This window comes from Undibacterium sp. RTI2.2, assembly GCF_035018705.1.
In the GTDB taxonomy this organism is placed as follows: Bacteria; Pseudomonadota; Gammaproteobacteria; order Burkholderiales; family Burkholderiaceae_D; genus Undibacterium.
Map to the genome: position 1 here is coordinate 1 of NZ_JASJXN010000011.1, position 23,501 is coordinate 23,501.

Sequence of the window (23,501 nt, forward strand, 5' to 3'; positions counted from 1 at the left end):
TTTGCTTTGTCATTTCTTTCCTCGATAGGTGAATTATCCACCTATCTTGGTGTCCGTTTTTATTAGACCACTACAATTGACCGGTATCCTCGATACAAGAACCTTAAGATCAGGGGGCAGTATTGCCTCGTTACAGAGTAGTTTTCGTTTCAAGGATGGAAGCTTGGGTTTACATTAAACCCAGATTTTCCAGTGGGCGCACCGTAGGTACTATTTGAGTGCTAATGGCGCATATCCGATCATTTTTGACGTTCTTCGTTGCTCATGGCGAGCCATGAGCAACGAAGAACGTCTTATGATCAAGATGTGATAGTTTCAGGCAATAGCTTTTAGTAGTTTTAACATGCGGGAAAAGGTTTTACCGTAGGGCGGGTAAAGCAAACTAACCCCGTTCATTTTGCTTTGATAAAAAACTGGTTTTTCCTTACTTAATGTGCGGAAGCCCCATTCTCCGTGATACGCTCCCATTCCGCTGGGACCGACACCACCGAAGGGCTGCGATTCTTGACTGAGATGCCATAAGCAATCATTAATCGTGACACCGCCGGATACTGTCTGCGACAGTACCAGATCACGGCTGGTGTTATCTGTACCATACCAATAAAGAGCCAGGGGGCGCTCTCGCTGATTGACGAAATCAATTGCCACTTTCACGTTGCCGTCATAAGTCACAATGGGCAGCAGCGGACCAAAAATCTCTTCTTGCATAATACGCATATCGGGCGTCACATTTAGAACGAGAGCTGGCGCCAATTTACGCGCATCTGATGTGGCTTTAGACATGGGCGTTCTTGTCAATGGAATTGTTTGTGCTCCCCGCTCAACTGCATCGGTGACTAAGGTTTGTAACCGGGCAAAGTGACGTTCATTGATGATCGATGTGTAATCAGAATTATTATCCAATGTCGGATACATCTTGCTGGCGGCGGCAACTAATGCTGCAACCAATTCATCGAGTTTGTCGGCAGGTACCAGCAAGTAATCTGGTGCAACACAAGTCTGACCTGAGTTTAGTAATTTGCCAAATGCAAGGCTTGCTGCAGCTGATTTGATATCGGCGCTAGAATCAATAATGGCTGGCGATTTGCCCCCTAACTCCAATGTTACAGGCACCAAGTTCTTGGCTGCCGCGATTGCTACTTGTCTGCCGATCGAAGTAGAGCCAGTAAAGACTAAATGATCAAACGGGAGTTCGGAGAATGCTCGGCCTACCTCCATACTGCCGGGAATGACGACTAGTTCATCTTCAGTGAAATAATCTGCGACTAACTTTGCCAGTAACAAAGAATAGTTCGGTGTAAATTCGGACGGCTTCAACATCACTCGGTTACCTGCCGCAAATGCCGCAATTACGGGTCCAATTGCCAGTTGATGAGGGTAATTCCAAGGTGCGATAACGCCGACTACCCCAAGCGGCTGGCTAAGGAGTTTGTTTTTAGCGGGCAAATATTGCAATGCAGTGGTGACTCGCCGCGGCTTCATCCAGCCAGCGAGATGACGTTTTGTATGCTTGATAGAGGACACAATGAGAGATAAGTCCGCTAACTCAGTCTCATGCTTTGAGCGATGGCCGAAATCGGCGCTGATCGCCTCACAGATTGCATCGCCATGATCTACGGTCAGTTTTGCCAAGCGATTTAGCCAGTCCAAACGTTGCTCAAGGCTAGGATTTGGATTGGCACGATACGCGTTACGTAAGCGTGTTAACGCAGCATCTAATGTCTGAGCAATAACCTCAGGGGCCGGATTCATTTCCATATTGATCTCCTTAATTTTGTTGTTGGCTTACGGCGTGTTACTGACCCTGACCACGGTATTTTATGCAGGTCTTATCGGCGTGTGCGTACAATATAGTCCCTTTACATCTCATTACGTTAGACCAAACTCCTTAGGAGCGGGTAGAAAATTGTTATCCTCATGACGAATCATCAAACACGTTGGTGAATACGTATCGGCTTAATATCGTTGACTGGCTTTGTTGGACTTAGGTGGAAGCCGCTGATATATGCGGTGGAAGCGCCGCAGATGATCGCGGCACCAGTACTCGACAATACAAAATAAGGGTACGCTTCAAACTGCTGTGTTTAAGGGAGTCTGTTTCTGGGGCATTCAGGGCTTATTTAACCCAGATTTTCCATTGGAACAGCGACAAGTTCGCCAAAGGTGCAATTGTCGCTGTAGCGTTCCTACTCAAATCGCGGTGGTGTTATCCCTCTGATGACCGCACGCCGTCTGGGTTTCTCCGAAGTGGTAGCGGTCTAATGGAAAATCTGGGTTTAAGCATCTCTATGCTTTCCGCAATGTACTCTCTGGTTATGCACTCTGCGAATGTATTTGAATATTTTCGACCTTACCAGATGATGGCTACGTCTGTCCCGACAAAAACCGTAGCCATCTTTAATCGGGAATTTCCCTTAGGAAATACGCCCTTAGCATTCAGATCGCACCTCTGGTACGCCTGATGAAAAATCCAGGTTTAATTAAGGGCGCGTTACTGCATCAATGCCAAGAACGCTGGCATCTTCGGCGCCGTGCCCGGCTGCGATTAACTGATCCATTCTGTCCGCAATTGCGGGGAGTGTCGCCATAGGGCGGTTACCTGATGTCTCCAACATCAATCGCACATCTTTGCGTGCCATCGCCAGCTCAAAGCTCGCGGTGAAGTTGCCTTTTGCCATGTTGAGTCCGCGTCCACCGACCATCGCATTGAGGTCTAGCATGCCAAGCAACTTGATCGCATCTTCACCATGGATATCACTTGCCTGCGCTAGAGTCAACACATCCGCCATCACCGCAGATAGACCAATGATCATCGCATTACCTAATAATTTGTTGGCAGCGGCAAGGTCGGATCGCTCGCCCATATAAACTAAGCGCCCGGTCATATTAGCTAGCTCCTCTTTGACCGCTTCGAACAGTTCGCTTGGACCGGCAACCATCATTGAACCTTGCGCATTGCGCGCAGCCGGCGGCCCCATAAACACGGGACAGTGCAGATACTTTAGTCCTACGGTATTGAGTTGTTCGGCGCGCTTTGCGGTGAGTGCAGGCAAGGTCGTCGTATGATCAATGAGGATCGCGCCAGGTTCGAGTGCTGTACGTGCCATGGCGATCACTTCTTCGACGACTGCGTCATCTTTTAATACGATATGCACTCGTGAGGCACCTCTAACGGCATCCGCAGGAGTTGCTGCAGCTTTGACTCCAAATTGCGTCAACGCGTCAACTTTGTCAGCAGATCGATTCCACGCGGTGACCGAATCACCGCGTTTTGCTGCCGCTTCAGCGAATGCAGCGCCGAGTAATCCAGTCCCAAGAAAAGCGATATTTGCCATAGTTTCATCCTATTGAAATTGAACAATGAAAGTTGAAAAAGCTCTTACAAGTAATTCGAGCTTATGCTCCCGACACCAGTATAGCCCGCTAAATTGCCTCGCGTATTGAGGCAATTTACGCGGCAGGGAAACCTAAATCCAGGTTGCATCGTATGAAGACACGGGCAAGGTCAACAGCTCTGGTATATTGCTGCGATTTTTGAATAATCTCTTCATTAAGCTCTGTATCAACGCTTAATTACGTCTTTGTCCCAATGCCTTTTCAATTTTTTGATCGGTTTTGTATTGGCTCAGTGCATAGACGGCCCAGATGGTTGCCGGAATCCAACCAAGAATAGTGATTTGTAAAATCAAACAAATGACGCCTGCAACAGGGCGACCAATCGTGAAGAAAGTTAGCCAAGGGAATATCAAAGCAATTAGTAAGCGCATTCAGGTACCTTAAGATCAGTAGATTAATAAAAGATGCCGGGGGGATTTAGAACTCGTTTTCTCGGTGGCTATCCACATTGGCGGTCAACAAGAGTTTCGACAAAGTTATTCAAACGCTACCATAGTTTAATTACAGGACTTACGCAAATTGTCAGCAATCCATTATGGATGAATATAATATACTCCCACTATGTATATTTAGTTGTCCAAGTGATTGCTGGTCTATATGGCGATTTTTTGATCAGAGCAGGGAAGTATATCTAAATAATTTTTATAAATAATAGAAATTACACAAAAGCCCGAACCCTTCACCTAGGTGACACAGTGGCAGAGAGAAAACAAGAGGATAGCGAATCAGCACTTTCCCCTGCCTTGATTGTTGCTTTGTTTCTCTGAACTTGTGTGTCATTGGGGTTTGAAGCTTTTTCATCCAGTTTCAATGACAATGGCAGCAAATTTATTGAGATTGGATTTGCTGTCTCGTGATTTTTATGCGCTTATGAACGGGTTCTTGTGGGTTTCTGGTCATTAATGCGTGGGTTTTTCATTCCAAACCGCAAGCTTTCACCTATAATCACAGGTTTGATGAGCTTAGCAACACAATAAGCTCGTTTGCAGCGCCCAGATTCAACTATAAATAAATTGCCACGAGGACTCCATGAGCAACGCACACGACCCGCACGACGACCACGAATCAGCGATCAAGACTCCAAAACAACTGATAGTTGCGATTGCTGCCAGCTTTCTGGTACCCATCATCATCATCGTTCTGCTAGTCAAATTTGTGACCACCGATAGCAAAATCGGTGCAGGTTCTGACGCACAAACACCAGAAGCCATTGCCGCTCGTATCAGCCCAATCGCTGATGAAGGCTTCACATTCAAAGACGCTAACGCACCTAAAGTGTTGCAATCCGGCGAGGTTGTCTATAAAGCAGTGTGCTCTGCCTGCCACGATACCGGTGCTGCGGGTTCACCAAAATTTGGCGACGCAGGTGCGTGGTCTGCACGTATTTCTCAAGGTTACGATACGTTGGTATCACACGCGATTGCAGGTATCCGCGGTATGCCAGCCAAAGGCGGCAACCCTGATCTGGACGATGTTGAAGTTGCCCGCGCTGTAGTTCACATGGCAAATGCCGGTGGTGCCAAGTTTAAGGAACCAGAAGTGAAAGTCGCTGCAGCGGCAGCAGCTTCTGCAGAGGCATCTGCTAAATAAACTGTAGTTGCACATCATCTAAAAGCCAGTCTAATGACTGGCTTTTTTTTAATTGTTTTTTATAAAACTCATTTATTCCAGATTTTCGATTGGAATAATGTCAGGCAGTTCGCCAAAGCTTCAACTGCTTTTGCAGCACAAGCACGCGTGATGGCGTTACGCGCAGTTCTAGCCGCAACAAAGGCATATTGACATCCTCCCCGCCCTAAAGGACCGGGATTCCTACGGCGCTGCGCGATGATTTACGAGTCGCTTCGGTGGGTTCCTGCTTCACTGAGCGGCCTGACTGCGCCGTCTCTCCACAGGCTAAGACGCGATGTCCTCGCGCTAAAACATTGATCGCGCCGACCACATCGGCGTGATTTTCGTAACCGCAATCGACGCACAGAAATTTCGCTTGTGTTTGCCGATTGTCTTTCGATACATGGGCGCAGGCCGGGCACGTCTGGCTTGTATGGTGAGGCGGAACGGCCATTAACATTCCGCCGTGCCACTGCACCTTATACGCCAGTTGGCGTCTGAACTCGCCCCAACCCTGATCGAGAATAGAACGGTTCAGGCCAGATTTTTGCGCTACCTTTTTGCCGGGCTGTTCGCTATTGCCTTTGGAAGACTTGGACATATTCCGTACCTGCAAATCCTCAATGCATACGAGCGCGTGGTTTTGGCTGATCGTCGTTGTGGTTTTGTGCAGGAAGTCTTTACGGGCATTGGCGATGCCGGTGTGAATCTGCTGGACTTTGGCTTTCGCCTTCTTCCAGTTGCTACTGAACTTGACCTTGCGGCTCATGCGGCGCTGGTAGCGCGCAAGGCGTTGCTGATGTTTCTTGAAGCTGTTGAGTGGCGCGATATAGCTCTCATCGCTCATGGTGGCGAACCGGGCAATGCCGACATCGATGCCGATAGCGCTTGTTGCCGTGGGCAATGGCTGTTCGACTTCGCGCTGCGTCTGGATCGAGGCGAACCACTTTCCGCCCGACTGGCTTACGGTGGCATTGCGAACCTCGCCCATCACATCACGGCTGTTGCGGTAACGCAGCCAGCCGAGCTTGGGTAGAAAGATGCGGTCGTTACCCTGATCGAGCTTGATCTGTTTCGGGTCGGGGTAGCGAAAAGTATCACCGCTACCCTTGCGCTTCAATTTTGGAAAGTCGGCGCGTTTATCGAAGAAATTCTTGTACGCCGTCTCCAAATCCTTCAGCGCATGTTGCAGCGGGTGACATGGCGCATCCCTCAGCCAAGGCGTGTCAGAACCATTGCGCCACCCGGTCAAGTGCTTCGCCATGGCGACGTAGCCAATGAACTTGTTACCTGCTTCGTGGTTCTCTTTTTGCATCGCCAGCGCCTTGTTATAGACGAACCGGCATGACCCAGCGAAGCGGCGCATGTGGCGCTCTTGCTCGCCATCGGGCATCAGTTCGTATTTGTAGGCTTGTAAGCGTTGCATAGTTCAATGATAGTTTGGTGTATGAGTAATGATAACGATATTCGACACGGAAGACACTGCGTTTTCCTGATGCATGTACATTTGGTCTTTGTAACGAAATACCGCCGTGAAGTATTCACAAAAGAAATTCTTGACGACCTGCGCCCGATGTTCGCCAGCGTCTGCACGGACTTTGAAGCGGAACTGGTGGAGTTCGACGGCGAGGATGACCATGTACACCTGCTAGTGAATTACCCGCCCAAGGTTTCCGTTTCCAATCTGGTCAATAGCTTGAAAGGCGTTTCCAGCCGCATGATTCGAAAGAAGAACTACCCTAGCATCCGCAAGAAGCTATGGGGGGGGCGCGCTATGGTCGCCTTCCTACTTTGCCGGTAGCTGCGGCGGCGCACCCATTGCCGTTATCCGGCAGTACATCGAACAGCAGCAGACACCACACTAGAAGCACCAAACCGGACGGCTTAGCCGTCCGCGCTCTTGACCCCGCCCTGAACGGCGAGGTTTGCCGCGCAAACCGATCAAGAAGTGCCTCGCGACGATTTTTTCCCAGTGTATTTGGGTATATCAACATTACCGATAGAAACGGTTTGTGCGATCTGCCATTCTTCCCACAAACCACTCATCCATAAGCCTATTTGCTCCCGTGTAGCTGTTGCGCTGGATATTGACGGCGACAGCCGGCCTTTGGCCATCACATGCATGCGATCGCATAAGGCAAACAATTCATCCAGCTCTTCGGAAATTACCAGCACGGCGCAACCAGCTTCTTTCAGCAAGCGTATCTCTTGATGAATTTGTGCCGCCGCACCAATATCTACGCCCCAAGTCGGTTGCGCTATGATGAAGACATCTGGCTGCAGCATGATCTCGCGCCCGACAATAAATTTTTGCAGATTGCCGCCAGACAGACTTTTTACCAATGCCGCCGGTCCGCCCGCTTTTACGCGGAAGCGATCAATGATTTGTGTTGCTGCCTCTACCACTTGTTTAAACCGGATCATGCCGTTGACGACTAAAGGCGCTCTCTGGTGCGACAACAACATATTTTCGGACAAACTCAGCTCTGGCACGGCACCACGTCCCAAACGTTCTTCCGGCACCAGACTCTGACCTTGCGCACGTCTGGCCTTGGGACCGAGATGACCGACCGGATTATTTTTCAGCAAAATCATATCAGGCTTGGCGCGTCTGTCTTCGCCTGACAAGGCGGCGAGCAATTCTTGCTGACCATTGCCGGATATGCCTGCAATACCAACGATTTCACCACCGAATAAATCCAGATGAATGTTATCCAGTGCTGTGGCAAACGCATGGGCTTTTGGTAGCGATAATTGCTGAATTTTTAAACGTATATTACCGAGGGCATGGGGGGTAATCGCGCGTGGTTGTTCTGGTTCGGCACCGATCATCAGACGCGATAAACTGGCTGCGCTTTCTTGACGTGGGTCGCAACGTCCGGTGACTTTGCCGCCGCGCATGACAGTCGCGCTATGGCAAAGCTCGCGGATCTCATCCAGCTTGTGGCTAATATACAAAATGCTGCAACCATCCTTCGCGATTTTGCGCAAGGTAATAAACAATGTCTGTACTGCTTGCGGCGTTAACACAGAGGTTGGTTCGTCCAGGATCAGCAGTTGTGGATGCGTTAGCAGGGCACGCACAATTTCTACCCTTTGCCTTTCGCCTACCGACAGTGTATGAACATGCCGCTGCGGCTCTAGCTCCAGACCGTAGTTGTCGCCAGTTTTGCGTATTTGCTCTGCCAGATCTGCCATGTTGGTTTTAGCGGCCAAGCCAAGCGCAATATTCTCGGTGACGGTCAACGTATCAAATAAAGAGAAATGCTGAAACACCATCGCAATACCTAACCGACGGGCCTCTTGCGGATTATTGATGCGGACTTCCTGACCATTCCAGCGCACCGAGCCTGCATCAGGTCTGACGGCACCAAAGATGATTTTCATCAGCGTCGATTTGCCGGCACCGTTTTCACCCAACACAGCATGAATCTCACCTGCCGTTACGCTCAAGCTAACATCGTCGTTGGCGATTACCGTGGGATAGCGCTTGCAAATGCCAGACAGTTCTAATCTGAGTGCCGATGAGGTCGGCTCAACCGGACGTGCGAAAGCCAGCGCAATATCAGTAGGCGTAGCTGTAACAACAGCGGGAGGCATGGGGGATGACATCTGCTTCAATTTCGACCGGTCAAATTTACTTGAATCACCATATACTCCCCCATTATTTATGATGGATATCGTCTATTACCCATTAATATTATGGGTAGTTAAAATATACTGGTTATGAGTATAAATATACAGCCCAAAAAATTTAACTGATTTGGCGCAAAATTCTGATATTTTTTGAACCATTTGATGGGCGTAATTACGACTTAAAGTATCAGCATCGCCCGGAAATCATTCACGTTCGTCAGCGTTGGCCCTGTCACAATTAAGTCACCTAGTGCAGAGAAAAATCCATAGCCGTCATTATTCTCCAACAGTACCGCAGGCCTCAGCCCTAATTTTTGTGCGCGTCGTATTGTATCTGGTGTGCAGATCGCTCCGGCGTTATCTTCAGAGCCGTCAATGCCATCGGTGTCACAAGCCAGTGCATAAATCCCGGGATGTCCATCCAGCGTTTTGACCAGGCTGAGTAAGAACTCTGCATTGCGCCCGCCGCGCCCGTTGCCACGCACGGTGACGGTCGTTTCGCCGCCAGACAAGATCACACAGGGTTTGCTGAATGGTTGATCTTTATTTGCAATCTGTTTTGCCAGCGCTGCATGCATCATGCCTATGTCGCGTGCTTCGCCTTCTATTCCATCAGACAAAATATAGGCGTTAATCCCGGCAACACGCGCTGCGCTTGCTGCGGCATCCAATGCATGTTGGGCCGTGGCGATGATGTGATGCTGATGTTGTTGAAAAATGGGATTGTCCGGCTTTGGCGTCTCACCTGCACCGGATAACAAATGCTGCTCGATATTTGCAGGAATAGTGATCGCGTATTTGCGCAAAATGGCTAATGATTGCTCGCAGGTGGTCGCGTCTGGCAAGGTCGGGCCGCTGGCAATCACACCAGCTTCGTCACCTGGAACATCGGATATCAACAGCGTTATGACTTGTGCCGGTGCACAGGCCAAACCCAAGCGCCCCCCTTTGATGGCAGACAAATGCTTACGGACGCAGTTCATCTCACCGATGCTCGCGCCACTTTTCAGCAGTGCTTTGTTGATTGCCTGCTTTTGCTCCAGCGTGATATTAGCCGCTGGTAGCGCGAGCAAGGATGATCCGCCGCCAGAGATCAGACATAGCACCAGATCATCTGCTGTTAATCCCTGTACTATTTGCAATATACGAGCGGCAGCCTGCTGACCTGCAGCGTCTGGTACCGGATGTGCTGCCTCGATTACTTCGATTGTTTTGCAGGTTGCGCAATGCCCGTACCGGGTTACTACAAGGCCGGTGAGTTGATCCGTATTTCCTCGCCAATGTTGCTCAACCACCTTGGCCATGGCTGCTGCACCTTTACCCGCACCGATCACAATCGTGCGTCCTTTGGGTGGTGGCGGCAGAAAAGCTGGCAGACATTTCTCTGCACTGACAGCATCCACCGCAGTCTGATACAAGGAACGTAAAAAAGCGCGCGGATCGGAAATTGTCATCACAGGTCTTTAAAAAATGAAATTAACAGGGCTTACGCACAATTGTTCCAGCAAGGAGCCGCATCGGAACTGGGGCAGTTTTGCGTAAGTCCTAATTAAAGTAGGATAGCGCTTTTAACTCTTTGCACAATACGACGATGATAAACCAGAGTAATTACGATTTTAGTTCCGTCCATCATGCCATGCAGCGTTATGTTGATAAAGAGATTTTGGCGGGCGTGTCCACTGCGGTGCTGGTCGGGCGCGACCTGGTCGATGTGCATTGTGCTGGCTGGGCAGACAAAGAGAACGGTATCGCTTTGCGTGAAGATCATTTATTCCGTATTTTTTCAAATAGCAAACTGGTGACCTCGATCGCCGTTTTACAATTGATGGAAGCAAATAAGTTGCAGCTCGACGATCCGATTGAGCAGTATTTACCGCAACTGGCCAAGCGCCGCGTACTTAAACCCGGCGCCATCAGTCTGGAGGATACCGAACCCGCTAGGTCATCAATCACCATTCGCCAATTACTGACACATACCTCGGGCTTAAGTTATGGCCTGCTGGATCACGGCAGCATGATTTACAAAGCTTATGTTGAGCGCAAAGTATTGAACGCAGCCGCACCTTTATCCACCCTGATTGATGTGCTGGAAGAGTTGCCTTTGACCTTCCATCCCGGGACACAATGGGAATATTCGATCGCCACGGACGTTTTGTCTCGTCTGGTCGAAGTCGTCAGTGGCGTCCCTTTTGATATGTATTTGAAGGCGCATATTTTTGATCCGCTAGGTATGCAGGACACCAGTTTTTGGGTCAACAGTGAGAAGCAAAATCGGCTAACGGCGTATTACTCTGGCAGCGATCCCAGTAATATTTTGCAACGCGGACTAAAGCGGCTGGAAAATTCCCCTTATCCAGGCGCTTTCGTCACGCCCGTGCCACGCTTGTCTGGCGGCGGCGGTCTGGTGTCCAGCTTGCACGACATGATCGCGCTACTACGCGGATTGCTGCCCGGTGGTGTTCAGCTATTACAACCTGAGACCATCGCACTGATGATGCGCAATCATTTACCCGACGGCACTGGCATCGCTTTTCCAGGCGTGGGTAACATCCCCGGCAAAGGCTTCGGACTGGGTGGTGCCGTGACCTTAGTACCGTCGTCGATAGATCCGGCCGCCTCTACAGGGGAATTTGAGTGGGGCGGCATCGCGGGAACGCATTGGTGGATTTCACCCAAGAACAACCTGGCTGGCGTGCTGATGGCGCAAAAGCAGATGAGCTTCTGGCATCCGTTTTCATTTGAATTTAAGCGCCTAGCCTATCAGGCGGTTGGTGCTAATTGATGTACTGATTGACGCCGGGCATCAGACAGGTTCTATGCCAACGAATTGATATTCATGGCAGTAATGAAAAATACAGAATGCAAATACTCATCCCCAGTAATTTTTAATCGTCCAATTATTATATGGGCAATAAGGCATATTTATACTTCAAGTTAGGGGAGTATATGAATTTTACGGCTCTGTTAGCGTTAAGTATCGATTTGAACTAAACCGAACTGCACCCTCCCCCACTTGCGGGAGAGGGTGCTTTTTGGAGTCCGCATGTAGCTTGAATGTAAATGCATGTCGCTACATTTAGTTTCCCAGTGGCGCCAATAAGGCCTGTAAATCCTCCACAGTAAACTTCGGTGCCAGCGCAGCATCGCTGCCTAAGATACCTTCCGCCAGCGCTGCTTTACGTGCTTGTAACTCGAGTATGCGTTCTTCTATGCTGCCTTCGACCACCAATTTATACACAAAGACGGCTTGCTCTTGACCAATCCTATGCGCGCGTGCGGTAGCTTGTTCTTCGACCGCCGGATTCCACCACGGGTCCATGTGAATGACGGTATCGGCAGCGGTTAAGTTCAGTCCTACGCCGCCTGCTTTCAGGCTGATGAGCAATACCGGTATCGTTTTGCTCTGGAATTCTGCGACCACCGCACCGCGCTGGGCCGGTGGTGTTTTCCCCGTCAGCGATAACCATGGCAATTCTAGTTCGTTCAGCCTTGTGGCAATCAGCGCCAGCATCTCTGTAAATTGAGAAAACACCAGTATCCGGCGTCCCTCAGCGACCAGATTCGGCAGCATATCGCTGAGCAGCTCCAGTTTGGCTCGCTCCATCGTTGGCGATCTTGCTGTTCCTGATCGCTCCTGTGCTTGTTTTAGCAGATAAGGATCGCAACAGACTTGGCGTAGTTTTAATAAGGCATCCAGAATCGTGATCTGGCCGCCGGTAAATCCTTTGCGCTGCAGGATGCGCCGCACCTGTTCGTCGGCAGCGACGCGTACGCTTTCGTACAAATCGCGCTGCTGGCCTTGCAGTTTCAGCCGTTTGATGACTTCGGTTTTTGGCGGCAGCTCGCTGGCAACATCTTGCTTTCGCCTGCGCAGAATAAAAGGCCGTATCCGTTGCGATAGCAATTGAGCCCGCAGGGTTTCGCCATTGACTTCGATGGGTTTGCGCCATAAGCGTGTAAAACTGCGCATATCGCCGAGAAAGCCTGGCATCAGAAAATCAAACTGGGTCCACAATTCGCCCAGATGATTTTCCAAGGGGGTTCCGGTGATGCACAGACGATGCCGGGCGCGCAACCGGCGCACTGCATCGGCACTGCGGCTGGCCGCATTTTTGACGGTTTGAGCTTCATCCAGTAGTAGTAAATGGAATTGATGCGCCTCAAGATAGGCAAGATCGCGCCACAACAGCGGGTAGGTGGTCAGGACGATATCCGCCTCTGACATTTGGTCAAATCTGTCGGCACGCTCCGCACCTTGCAAAGCCAGTACGCGCAGCCCGGGTGTCATACGCCGCGCCTCAGCCTGCCAGTTAAAAATCAGCGAAGTAGGTAATACGATGAGGGCAGGGCAATCAAGACGCCCAGCTTGTTTTTCTATCAGAATATGCGCCAGCGCTTGCGCCGTTTTGCCCAACCCCATATCGTCCGCCAAAATCCCTGCCAGGTGATGGGTACGTAAATATTGTAGCCACGCTACGCCATGCAATTGATAAGGCCGCAGCGTAATGTTTAAGCCTTCTGGCGCGGTCACGGCTTGCGGGCTTCCCGCTGTTGTTAAGCGGTTTGCCAGTGCACGCAGCCCCAAGTCACCTCGTAATTGCCAGCTGCCATGCACACCGGCACGGTCGGCCTGACTGTCTAACAAACTCTGGCGCAGGGCTTCTAGCCTTTGGGTGTCCCAGGCGGACAAATGTAAAGCGGTTGAGGCTGGATTGTTCAGGCGGGTGTCGTCAGTGAGCAAGTCCAGCATATGCATCACGATGGCTTTTAAAGGTGCGGCTACAGCGTCAATCCGTTTGCCGCCTGGTGCCCTTAGCTGTACGACTTCCAGATCGTCAATCGCCATGACTTGCTTGATGTTTAACCAGCGTCTGTCGCGTTGGAGCAAATTGGCAAGCAAAGGTACCAGATCAAGAATTTGTCCATCAATCTCAACTCCGAGACTCAGTAGCCATGAGCCTTCCCGCGCAGGTAGCCCAAGCCGGCTGATGTTGGCAATAGCATTGCTATCGATACCGTTCGTATTTGGAAGGCGAGTAGTCTGTTCTTCATTACGCCTGAGTTCCCCGCTATCTTGGTCAATGCGTAGATGCCAGGCTTCCACCGGCACACTTTGATGGCCAAAGCCAGGACGTATCACCACCGACCAGCCCAGCGCCTGTAATACTGGCAATTGCTCAGCCCAAAAATCGCCAAAAAAATGTTCTTGCTGCAAACTCCAGAACGGACCCAACTCGGTTGCCGCCGCCTCATCCCGCCATTGCAAACAGTTTGCAGGCAAGGGTTGTAAATTCAGTTCCCAGACTTTGTCCAGTGCATCGGCTTCTGCACCCAGATCACGCAGTAACAGAAAAGGCTTAGCTTGCGCATCAAGTAGTTCCTGAGTGGAATGTGGCCGGCGGTTGAGCAGGGTGGTTGGCGCCGGTGTCTGCCAGGTAATGTTGTTTTGGGTGGAAGGGGCGACCGTGTGGTCGATTTTATACAGCCAGTCGATCTGCACTACCGTCACGCTGCCACCACGCGGACCAAAAGTGCCGGTCGGTTTCATCCCTAGCAGGCCATCGCCGCGCCCCAGAGTTTGCAAGGTGATTCTTGGGCGAAATGTGCCGGGCAGAGTGAGTACAGGTGCTTGTGACATTCTGGCTTAGTTCAGGAGCTTAGTGCAGGAGGATGGACGCCTTGCATCTTAAGCGAAAAGCAGCGCCGCAAGAGAAGTCTAGGAATCTGGCACAGCAGGCTATTGCACTTCAAGCTGTAAAAATGGCATTTCATCCGTCCAAAACAGCAACTCGCCACTTCGCCTCTTGAAGCCAAACTGGTGCTTGCTCATACTGCGGCATCATTCCCCCATTCCTCTTGCCTCAGGGATTCATCATGTTACGACAAACGGTTCTCGTATTCGCCACCACAATTGCTATCACATCTGGTCTGGTTGCATGCAGCAAAGATAAAAAAGATACAGCGAGTGCTGCTGCGTCCGCCGCTAGCAGTGCTGCTGCCAGTTCGGCTGCAAATACCGCCTCCGACAAAACCAGCGCAGGCGACAAAAAGGATGCTAAGCCACCAGTCAAACTTGTCATCGCGCCAGAAGATGTCATGACCGTACAAAGCAATGCGCTGGCATCAGGACCGGTCGTAACCGGATCGATACAGCCAGAGCGTAAGGCAGATTTACGTGCCGAAGTTTCTGCCGTGGTATTGCAGGTCTTGAAAGAAAACGGCGATATCGTTAAGCATGGCGATATTCTGGTCAAACTGGACGAAACCTCGATCCGCGACAATTTGGCCTCGGCTGAAGACAACGCCCGTAATGCGGCGTCGGCGCTGGATCAGGCGGATCGCGCCTTACAACGCTTAAAAACCCTACGTGCCTCAGGCATGACGTCGATGCAAGCGATGGATGATGCGGAGGTACGTCGCAATAGCGCACAAAGCGAATTATCCGCCTCCAAAGCGCGTGCGGTCGTCGCGCGGCAGCAGTTACAGCGCACGGTTGTGCGGGCACCGTTTGATGGTGTGGTTAGTGAACGCAAGGTATCGGCAGGTGATACGGCATCCATCGGTAAAGAATTGGTCAAGGTGATCGACCCTACCAGCATGCGTTTTGCAGGTCGCGTCTCTGCCGACAAAATTGCAATGGTAAAAACTGGTCAGGCGGTCAGCTTCCGCATCAATGGTTATGGCGGGCAAGAATTCCGTGGCAAAGTCAGCCGGGTTGATCCGGCTGCGAATGATGTCACGCGCCAGGTGGAAGTGCTGGTTACTTTTGCTGATACCAATCAGCCGCGTGTCTCTGGTCTGTATGCCGAAGGCAATATCGAGGCCGCGACCGTCAGCGCCTTAATGTTGCCAGAAGCGGCAGTAGTCAAGTCGGGTGACAAATCCTATGCATGGAAGATCGCAGGAAAAACTCTGAGTAAGGTCGATCTGCAAATCGGTAAGCGCGATCAGCGCACTGGCAACTATGAGGTGCGTAGTGGTCTGAGTGCAGGCGACATCATCATGCGTAATCCAAGCTCTAATTTTAAAGACGGTCAGTCGATAGAAATGGCAGTGGCTAAAGTAGCGATTGCGGCAGCGACAAGTTCTGCTACTGGTAATGCGAATGCCACTTCCAACGCGACTTCGGAAGGAAACTGATTATGTTTTTATCCGACTTCAGTATCAAACGACCTACCGCGACGATTGTCTTGATCGTTGCGCTGATGGCGATGGGTTTGCTCGCCATCACCAAGCTCAAGGTGAATCAAAATCCCGATGTAGAGGTACCCGGTCTATCGATTGTGATTGCCTATCCAGGCGCATCGCCTGATACGGTAGAGCGCGAAATCATCAACCGGATCGAGAAATCTTTGCTCAGCGTGTCTGGTGCGAGCCAAGTCTATGCCAGCGCAAAAGAAGGCACTGCCCAATTCGACGTGGAGTTCGTGTTTAAGAAAAACATGATCGAAGCCAGTGATGAAGTGCGTAACGTCATCGCCAGTGTCCGCTATAAATTACCGACAGAAATGCGGGAGCCGATTATTGAACGCTGGGATCCAGCTGCGCAACCTATTTTGAATCTGGCACTTTCCTCCAGCAAGCAAACGCATGCCGAAATTTCCCGCTTGGCAGAAGATCAGTTAGCGGACAAATTGCGCGGTGTCAGCGGTGTTGCCAACGTAGAGGTCAATGGTTCTTTAAAGCGTGAACTGTCGGTCTTACTACGCGCAGAAAAACTACGCGAATTTAATGTCTCCGCTGGAGAAGTCGTCAATGCGCTACGCAACCAGAATACCAACGCGCCGGTCGGTAAACTACGCGGTACTTTGGAGGAAGAAAGTATCCGTCTGGTTGGTCGCATTGAATCACCAGAAGAGTTCCAGAATATTGTGGTGAAACGCAATGGCGATCAAATCGTGCGTCTGGCACAGGTCGCCACGATTGAAGACGGCTTTGCTGATGTCAATGGATTGAGTATACGTAGTGGCAATCCTAACGTCGGTTTATTGATCACCCGCTCGCATGACGCGAGCACCGTCAGCGTCGCCAAAGCGGTACGCGATATGGTCAAAGAAATTAATACCGATCTGGATAAAAACCATCCCGGTACAAAGCTGGAAATCACGCGGGATGGCGGTAAAGATGCACAAAACAGTTTGAATAATGTGATCGAATCGCTGGTCTTGGGTGCAGGCTTAACTATTTTTGTGGTGTACGCTTTCCTCAATTCATGGCGTTCAACGCTGATCACCGCTTTGAGTTTACCTACCTCGGTGATTGCCGCATTTATCGCGGTCTGGTTGTGTGGCTTTACCCTCAACTTCATGACCTTGCTGGGACTGTCGCTAGCGATTGGCGTACTGATCGATGATGCAATTGTGGTGCGGGAAAATATCGTGCGGCACATGCAGCGCGGCTCTGATCGCCGTACTGCTGCACTGGAAGGTACGGCTGAGATTGGTATGGCGGTTGCTGCGACCACCTTCTCTATCATTGCGGTATTTATTCCTGTGGCGTTTATGCCGGGTATGCCCGGCGAATGGTTCCGTCCGTTTGCCTTGACGGTGACTTGTTCCGTCTTGGTCAGCCTGGGTATTTCTTTTACGCTCGATCCTATGTTGTCTGCGTATTGGGGTGATCCTGTCGATCATCACACAGCACCTAAAAAAGGTATTAGTAAAATCCTAGCGCGTTTTAATGACTGGTTTGATCATCAGTCCGACCGTTATAGCCAAGTGATCGCCTGGGCTTTGCATCATCGCCGCTGGATGGGGACAATTGCGCTGGTGACTTTGATCGCGGCTTTGGGTTTGCAGATTAAATGGGGCGGCACCAGTTTCTTGCCTACGGCGGATTCCGGCAACTTGATGATACAAGTGCGGACACCGGCATCCTCATCACTGGAATATGCTCGCCTGAAAATGGAACGCGCCGCAGCAATTGCACGCAGTATTCCTGAGACTAAAGAAACCAATAGCACAATCAATCCAGCTGGTGGACGTATCTATGTGGACATCGGAAAACGTACCGAACGTAAGCGCAGCGCCAAAGAAATTGCGGTTGAATTGCGTGAAAAAGTCCGTGGTCTGGTCGGTGCAGAATACGTGGTGCTGGATGATCTGAACAACGGTGCCCGCAAGCCGGTACAAATTGATTTTACCGGTCCTGATTCCCGCAAATTACTTGAAATCACCAGCGCCTACATGGATAAGTTGCGTGAAGTTCCTGGTGCCGTAGATATTGGATTGTCTGAGCAAGATCCTAAGAAAGAATTGAAGATCGAACTGAACCGTGGCTTAGCCAATTCTATGGGTATTTCATCCAACGACGCGGCACAAGCTTTACGGGTTGCATTTGCCGGCATTGAGGTGGGTGACTGGGTTGATCCTACTGGTGAAACCCGTGATGTGGCGGTACGTTTGCATCCCGATGACCGTGTCAGCAAAGAGAATATTGAACGTCTGCCGATTTCTGTCACCGGTACAAATCAAATGGTACCGCTGGATCAAATTGCGACGATTTCTATGGGTAAAGGCCCTTCTGGTATCGAACATGCCAATGGCAAGCGTACGATTACCGTGTCTGCCAACGCCCAGGGCCGGTCAAATGGCGAAGTGATTGACGATGCCTTGAAGCTGGCAAAGTCATTTAACTATCCGCCGGGCTATGGTTTGTCACTGGGTGGTTCTGGTCAGGATCAGCAAGAAGTATTTAGCGCCATGTTGATTGCCTTGTTATCGGGTATCGGTTTGATGTATCTGATTCTGGTCATTCAGTTCGGTTCTTTTACCGCTCCGCTCGGTGTGATGTTGTCCTTGCCCTTGTCACTGATCGGCGTGGTCGTCGCGTTATTGGTGACAGGTAGCACACTCAATCTGATGAGTTTTATCGGCATCATTATGCTGATGGGACTGGTCGCAAAAAATGCCATCTTGTTACTCGATGCGGCACGCAAAAATGAAAAGGAAGGCATGAACCGCGAAGATGCTCTGATGCATGCTGGCCGCATCCGTTTGCGTCCTATCTTGATGACGACGTTTGCACTTATTGCAGGCATGATGCCGGTCGCATTAGGCTTGGGTGAAGGCGGCGAGTTTTATAGTCCACTGGCAATCGCGATTATCGGCGGCACGATTACTTCTACGATTTTGACGCTGCTGGTCGTGCCAACTTTTTACGACAGTATTGAGATTGCACGTGATCGTATGATGGTCAAGATGCATCGCCGCATCCAGCGCTTTAATCCTTTATTGGGATTTACCATGACCATGCTGGAGGCCTTGTTCACGCTATTGTTCTTGCGATTGATTTATCGCCTGCTGAAAAAATTGGTCATGCTGGTGTCGGGTCGCGGTAAGCAAGTCAAAGAGAGCAAGCAGCAAGCGGCACCGATCTTATAAACAGTAAGTTGTGTGCTTGGTTGTTGGTTCAAACACTCGGTGAGTGAGTAAACCAACAACTGTTTCTTACTTACCGCTTCCTGTTTTATTGATTTATTGTTTCTTCAAGGGCTTATCAAATCAGATTAATTATTTGACTTGATAAGCCGCATCCGCAAACGAGCTGATTGGCAATAGATCGGCATATTCGGTAGGGCGTCCTTGTTGCTTCGCCATAAATGCTTCCATCAAATTACTGTTTTGCCAGATACCGGATTGCAGCCAGCCCATTTGTTGCAAGGCGTCATGCGTAGAATGGTCGCGGGCGTAGTGAATCGCTTGCTTGCTGCCCCAGATCGCTACCGGTGGTTTCTCCGCGATTTCAGCCGCCATTTGCAGCGCGGCGGCGAGCATGTTTTCTTGCGTATCAAATAGTTCATTGACCAGGCCAACCGCTAAGGCGCGTTGTGCTGGCAAGCGGCGACCCGTGTAAGCCATTTCGTGGACGATGCCTTCGGGTATCAATTTTGGAAGACGTTGCAAGGTGCCAAGGTCGGCGGTCATCCCGATATTAATTTCTTGGATGCAGAAAAAAGCATCTGTTGTTGCCAGACGGATGTCACTGGCGCACACCATGTCCACGCCGCCGCCGATACAACCACCCTGAATAGCGCTGATCACGGGCATACGCAAAGTTTCAATCAGATTAAACGCCTGATGCATGTCTTGCAGTGCCAGCACAATATTGGCACGACCGACTGCCGTCAAATCATCCATCGTCATGCCGCCGCTAGAAAAAACATCCAGCGACATGCCCGCCGTAAAGTGCTTTCCGGTAGAAGAAATGACCAGGGCTCTGGCGCTGGCTTCGCGTTGCAGGGTTTGCAGTATCTCGGTTAGTTCACGCCAAAACACCGGTTGCATGGTGTTTATACTGGCAGGGCGGTTCAGTTGCAGATGAGCGACTTTGTTGCTGATAGACAGGGAAAAACATTGGTAAGTCATGGTGTCTCCGATTTGGATTTTTAAGAATTCTTATGCTTCAGGCTGTTTAAGCGATTGCAATACGGCATTCACGGCTGCGCGATACAGTTCATCCGAATGCTCTTTTTTTAAATAATACCCTTTGAGTTCCAGGCTGATCACGCCATGCATTGCCGCCCACAAAAGACGCGCGGCATTGGTCGATTTAGTCGTCGTGGGCAGACTGCCTTCTTGTATGCAGTGGTCAAACTCATTGATTAGCGGCGTAAAGGATTCCCAGGCGGCGACCCGCGATTCTAGCGGCGGTACAAAACCGGCAATCGCATCGCCAAACATCACCATGTAATAGCTAGGATTACGGCGGGCGTATTGATGATAATTGGTGGCATACATCCACAACCGATCGAGACCATGCGTCTTTTCGGCAAGCGGCAGACTCGCTTCATAAGTGGCAAAGTCTTGCTTCAGTCGACTAAAACCTTCCAGATACAAGGCATTGGACAAGCCATCTTTGCCACCGAATAAAGAATACAACAAGGTTGTCGAACAATTGACCGCCTCAGCTACCTTGCGCACCGTGAGCGCGGCCGCGCCTTCTTCCACCAGCAAGCGGCTGGCGGCATCCAGCATGCCTTGGCGCAAAGTGCTGCGTAGCTCTTCCTGCCCCTGCTTAAAATCAATCACTTTGGGTTTTTGTGTTGGCATAATGACCCGCAAATTTTTTATGAAAAACAACGTTTTTTCTGATAACATCATATCAGCACCATTAATAAATACCAAAATAATTTCTAAGATCAGTACAAACATTAGCAAAAACGTCAGCACCAAGTTCAGACCAGACAAACCACAATAGAGACAAGATTATGACCACTTCTCATCTACCTAAAGCCTTACAAAATCTCTCGCTGCCAGTGATAGGTTCACCGCTCTTTATCGCCAGCGGTCCTAAGCTGGTCGCCGCCCAATGCAAGGCTGGTATCGTCGGCTCTTTCCCCGCTCTCAACGCTCGTCCGGCAGAATTACTAGACACTTGGCTGACCGATCTGAAAGCAGAACTGGCCGACTATCAAGCCGCCAATCCGAGCGCTAAAGTCGGGCCGATTGCGGTTAATCAGATCGTGCATCAATCCAATGATCGCCTCGCCCATGACGTAGAAATGTGCGTCAAGCATCAAATTCCTATCATCATTTCATCCCTGCGCGCACCACCAAAAGAGATGCTGGACGCGATCCATAGCTACGGCGGTATCGTCATGCATGACGTGATTTCTATCCGTCACTCAGAAAAAGCGTTGGAAGCGGGTGTCGATGGTTTGATACTGGTCGCTGCTGGTGCTGGTGGCCATGCCGGTGGTTTGTCGCCATTTGCGCTGGTCGGCGAAGTGCGCAAGTTCTTCAAAGGTCCGATTGCGTTGTCCGGTTCGATTGCCTCCGGCGATGCGATTTTGGCGTCGCAAGCTATGGGAGCAGATTTTGCCTACATCGGCTCACGCTGGCTGGCAACGCAAGAATCGAATGTGGATGATGGCTATCGCAATGCAATTATTGAATCCTCCGCAGCCGATATCGTCTACACCAACCTGTTCACCGGTGTGCACGGCAACTACCTGAAAAAATCCATCGTCGCTGCTGGCCTCGACCCGGACAATTTGCCAGTCGCCGATAAAACCGCCATGAACTTTGGTTCTGGCAGCAGCAGTAAAGCCAAAGCCTGGCGCGACATCTGGGGCGCAGGCCAAGGTGTAGGTCTGATGGAGGATGCGCCTAGCGTGGCGGAAGTCGTTGCACGTTTTAAGCTGGAATACGATGCTGCGAAAGCGCGTTTGATGGCGCTGTAATTGATTGCCAGTGTGTCCTGGACAAACTTGCAGGCGCGCTCAAAAATCACTCTAAAAAGCATCCACACCGGATGCTTTTTTATTTTGCTGGTAGCGCATTACTTCCTCATGTCATTCCGGCATGGTTTTAGCCGGAATCCCGTGTCTTCATCTTGATAACGTTTGCTGTCGCTAGTTTCCGGCTTAAAACACGCCGGAATGACGCTTCAGTTTTTTTGAACATCAATGTGATGATGATCAATATTTAACCTGAATATAGCCATCCGTTCAATATACTCCCCTTCTATTTTATAAAAAGTGCTCTATTGTCCAGTAATTATATGGACAACCTATATATACTAATTACCAGTATATTTTTATCATAACGTACACGGATCAAACTGCCGGCAGTTGCAAGGCTAAAATTGCCTTCATCGTAGCGATCTCTTGCCGCCATTCAAGTTTTTTCCACAATCTGCCGTAACCTCGTCATACCCCGCCAACTACTTCCCAATTCTTATGATGCGTCGCCTGATTGCTGTGCTGATCCCCGTATTGCTGTGCGCCCAGGTGCAGGCGAATGACGAGCCGACTCCGTCTAAACCGATTAAACCAGCTGCCGCAAAAGAGGAGGCTTCGGTAAAAGACGAAGCAAAACCCGCTGCGAAAGAAAAAGACAGCAAAGACAAAGAGCCGAAAGAAACCAAAGAAAGTAAAGCTGCCGCCGCAGCGCGTGCCAAAGAAGCTCTAGCCGCCGATGAGCTGGCCGCCAAAATTGCCGACAAGCTCGCTATCATCCGCAAAGAAAAAGAAGAAACGTCCCGTAGCAATCCTAAGGCAATGGCTAGAAGTTACGCCTATGCGCCACCGGTCAGAAAACCAGTAAGCGCTGACACGTCAAAAGAAAAAATCATGGACAGCCGTGGCATGACCATGAGTCCCAACGGCAGCATGGCATCCAGCAAACCGGTGCAATGGAGTTATGAAGGAGAGGGCGGCCCTTTAAACTGGGGCAAGATCAGCCCTGCTAACGCCAAGTGCGATAGCGGCGAGCGGCAATCGCCGATTGATATCCGTGACGGTATCCGGGTGGACCTGGCTCCCATCAGTTTTGACTATAAACCGGCTGGTTTCAGAGTCACGGACACAGGTCATACGATTCAGGTCAACCTTGGTCCCGGCAATTACATTACGGTGAATGGCCGTAGTTTTGAGCTGGTGCAATTCCATTTCCATAAGCCAGCGGAAGAGCGCGTCAATGGCAAAGGTTTTGAGATGGTCGTGCATCTGGTACACAAAGATGCTGATGGCAAACTCGCGATCCTCGCAGTGCTGATCGAGCGCGGCAAACCGCATAGTCTGGTGCAATCGGTCTGGAATAATTTGCCGCTGGAAAAAAATGACTCGATGCAAGGACCTGCTGCAATGGATTTAAACGAGATACTGCCAGCCAAGCGCGACTATTACACTTTTATGGGGTCTCTGACCGAACCACCTTGTACCGAAGGCGTATTGTGGCTGGTCATGAAAGAGCCGATAGAAATATCCGCAGAGCAATTAGCGATCTTCAACCGTTTGTATCCGATGAACGCCAGACCGATACAAAAAACCTCGGGTCGTCTGATCAAAGAATCCAACTAACTTAAAGAGTTGTTTGGGCCATGGTTCAGACCCTGGCTCAGACGTTAATTTATAC

Annotated in this window: 15 protein-coding genes and 1 pseudogene; 7 read left to right on the forward strand and 9 right to left on the reverse strand. The window is 50.3% G+C overall.

All coding sequences use genetic code 11. The features are described from left to right. Positions 1-315 precede the first annotated feature (315 nt). The 3 genes from QN395_RS07855 to QN395_RS07865 form a co-directional block, all read right to left on the reverse strand. Positions 316-1,758: a coniferyl aldehyde dehydrogenase gene (locus QN395_RS07855; RefSeq protein WP_322120807.1), complete on the reverse strand. Its 1,443-nt coding sequence runs from the start codon at positions 1,756-1,758 to the stop codon at positions 316-318. A gap of 722 nt (positions 1,759-2,480) precedes the next feature. After that, on the reverse strand, positions 2,481-3,335 hold the full coding sequence (locus QN395_RS07860) for an NAD(P)-dependent oxidoreductase (RefSeq protein WP_322120808.1): 855 nt from the start codon (positions 3,333-3,335) through the stop codon (positions 2,481-2,483). Positions 3,336-3,569: 234 nt separating this feature from the next. Then, complete coding sequence (locus QN395_RS07865) at positions 3,570-3,767, reverse strand: YqaE/Pmp3 family membrane protein (protein ID WP_322120809.1); 198 nt, start codon at positions 3,765-3,767, stop codon at positions 3,570-3,572. A 658-nt stretch (positions 3,768-4,425) separates the two neighbouring features. Here QN395_RS07865 and QN395_RS07870 point away from each other — a divergent pair. After that, positions 4,426-4,986: a c-type cytochrome gene (locus QN395_RS07870; RefSeq protein ID WP_322120810.1), complete on the forward strand. Its 561-nt coding sequence runs from the start codon at positions 4,426-4,428 to the stop codon at positions 4,984-4,986. A 205-nt stretch (positions 4,987-5,191) separates the two neighbouring features. Here QN395_RS07870 and QN395_RS07875 read toward each other — a convergent pair whose 3' ends face one another. Next, entirely contained in the window at positions 5,192-6,433 is a 1,242-nt protein-coding gene (locus QN395_RS07875; RefSeq protein ID WP_322120812.1) for a transposase, read from the reverse strand. A gap of 21 nt (positions 6,434-6,454) precedes the next feature. On the opposite strand from QN395_RS07875, the pseudogene tnpA reads away from it, so the two are divergent. After that, positions 6,455-6,872 (forward strand): annotated as a pseudogene (gene tnpA / locus QN395_RS07880) (IS200/IS605 family transposase). Between the two features lie 76 nt (positions 6,873-6,948). On the opposite strand, the gene QN395_RS07885 reads toward tnpA, so the two are convergent. After that, entirely contained in the window at positions 6,949-8,607 is a 1,659-nt protein-coding gene (locus tag QN395_RS07885; RefSeq protein ID WP_322120813.1) for an ABC transporter ATP-binding protein, read from the reverse strand. Positions 8,608-8,822: 215 nt separating this feature from the next. Then, entirely contained in the window at positions 8,823-10,097 is a 1,275-nt protein-coding gene (locus QN395_RS07890) for a glycerate kinase (RefSeq protein ID WP_322120814.1), read from the reverse strand. A 137-nt stretch (positions 10,098-10,234) separates the two neighbouring features. Between QN395_RS07890 and QN395_RS07895 the strand changes: the two genes are divergently transcribed. Next, the gene (locus tag QN395_RS07895) at positions 10,235-11,425 is read left to right on the forward strand and encodes a serine hydrolase domain-containing protein (RefSeq protein ID WP_322120815.1); all 1,191 of its coding nucleotides are present in this window, start codon (positions 10,235-10,237) and stop codon (positions 11,423-11,425) included. 294 nt (positions 11,426-11,719) lie between these two features. On the opposite strand, the gene QN395_RS07900 is transcribed toward QN395_RS07895, so the two are convergent. Next, on the reverse strand, positions 11,720-14,281 hold the full coding sequence (locus QN395_RS07900; protein WP_322120816.1) for a DEAD/DEAH box helicase: 2,562 nt from the start codon (positions 14,279-14,281) through the stop codon (positions 11,720-11,722). A 236-nt stretch (positions 14,282-14,517) separates the two neighbouring features. Here QN395_RS07900 and QN395_RS07905 point away from each other — a divergent pair, with 236 nt between their 5' ends. Together QN395_RS07905 and QN395_RS07910 are read left to right on the forward strand one after the other, a co-directional pair. After that, on the forward strand, positions 14,518-15,783 hold the full coding sequence (locus QN395_RS07905; protein WP_322120817.1) for an efflux RND transporter periplasmic adaptor subunit: 1,266 nt from the start codon (positions 14,518-14,520) through the stop codon (positions 15,781-15,783). 2 nt (positions 15,784-15,785) lie between these two features. After that, entirely contained in the window at positions 15,786-19,025 is a 3,240-nt protein-coding gene (locus QN395_RS07910) for an efflux RND transporter permease subunit (protein ID WP_322120818.1), read from the forward strand. A 129-nt stretch (positions 19,026-19,154) separates the two neighbouring features. Here the strand turns inward: QN395_RS07910 and QN395_RS07915 are convergent, their stop codons facing one another. Both QN395_RS07915 and QN395_RS07920 read right to left on the reverse strand, forming a co-directional pair. Next, positions 19,155-20,009: an enoyl-CoA hydratase-related protein gene (locus tag QN395_RS07915; RefSeq protein ID WP_322120819.1), complete on the reverse strand. Its 855-nt coding sequence runs from the start codon at positions 20,007-20,009 to the stop codon at positions 19,155-19,157. Between the two features lie 30 nt (positions 20,010-20,039). Then, entirely contained in the window at positions 20,040-20,693 is a 654-nt protein-coding gene (locus QN395_RS07920; protein WP_322120820.1) for a TetR/AcrR family transcriptional regulator, read from the reverse strand. Between the two features lie 158 nt (positions 20,694-20,851). On the opposite strand from QN395_RS07920, the gene QN395_RS07925 reads away from it, so the two are divergent. Both QN395_RS07925 and QN395_RS07930 read left to right on the forward strand, forming a co-directional pair. Continuing rightward, a complete protein-coding gene (locus tag QN395_RS07925; protein WP_322120821.1) occupies positions 20,852-21,826 on the forward strand; it encodes a nitronate monooxygenase family protein in 975 nt (324 codons plus the stop codon). Positions 21,827-22,324: 498 nt separating this feature from the next. Next, positions 22,325-23,446, forward strand: a complete 1,122-nt coding sequence (locus QN395_RS07930) for a carbonic anhydrase family protein (RefSeq protein ID WP_322120822.1) — start codon at positions 22,325-22,327, stop codon at positions 23,444-23,446. Positions 23,447-23,501 lie beyond the last annotated feature (55 nt).

Coding starts and splice junctions, on each gene's coding strand:
- QN395_RS07910 (WP_322120818.1), top strand. CDS start 15,786: ATGTTTTTATCCGACTTCAGTATCAAACGACCTACCGCGACGATTGTC.
- QN395_RS07885 (WP_322120813.1), bottom strand. CDS start 8,607: ATGCCTCCCGCTGTTGTTACAGCTACGCCTACTGATATTGCGCTGGCT.
- QN395_RS07930 (WP_322120822.1), top strand. CDS start 22,325: ATGATGCGTCGCCTGATTGCTGTGCTGATCCCCGTATTGCTGTGCGCC.
- QN395_RS07870 (WP_322120810.1), top strand. CDS start 4,426: ATGAGCAACGCACACGACCCGCACGACGACCACGAATCAGCGATCAAG.
- QN395_RS07925 (WP_322120821.1), top strand. CDS start 20,852: ATGACCACTTCTCATCTACCTAAAGCCTTACAAAATCTCTCGCTGCCA.
- QN395_RS07920 (WP_322120820.1), bottom strand. CDS start 20,693: ATGCCAACACAAAAACCCAAAGTGATTGATTTTAAGCAGGGGCAGGAA.
- QN395_RS07915 (WP_322120819.1), bottom strand. CDS start 20,009: ATGACTTACCAATGTTTTTCCCTGTCTATCAGCAACAAAGTCGCTCAT.
- QN395_RS07895 (WP_322120815.1), top strand. CDS start 10,235: ATGATAAACCAGAGTAATTACGATTTTAGTTCCGTCCATCATGCCATG.
- QN395_RS07900 (WP_322120816.1), bottom strand. CDS start 14,281: ATGTCACAAGCACCTGTACTCACTCTGCCCGGCACATTTCGCCCAAGA.
- QN395_RS07865 (WP_322120809.1), bottom strand. CDS start 3,767: ATGCGCTTACTAATTGCTTTGATATTCCCTTGGCTAACTTTCTTCACG.
- QN395_RS07860 (WP_322120808.1), bottom strand. CDS start 3,335: ATGGCAAATATCGCTTTTCTTGGGACTGGATTACTCGGCGCTGCATTC.
- QN395_RS07890 (WP_322120814.1), bottom strand. CDS start 10,097: ATGACAATTTCCGATCCGCGCGCTTTTTTACGTTCCTTGTATCAGACT.
- QN395_RS07855 (WP_322120807.1), bottom strand. CDS start 1,758: ATGGAAATGAATCCGGCCCCTGAGGTTATTGCTCAGACATTAGATGCT.
- QN395_RS07905 (WP_322120817.1), top strand. CDS start 14,518: ATGTTACGACAAACGGTTCTCGTATTCGCCACCACAATTGCTATCACA.
- QN395_RS07875 (WP_322120812.1), bottom strand. CDS start 6,433: ATGCAACGCTTACAAGCCTACAAATACGAACTGATGCCCGATGGCGAG.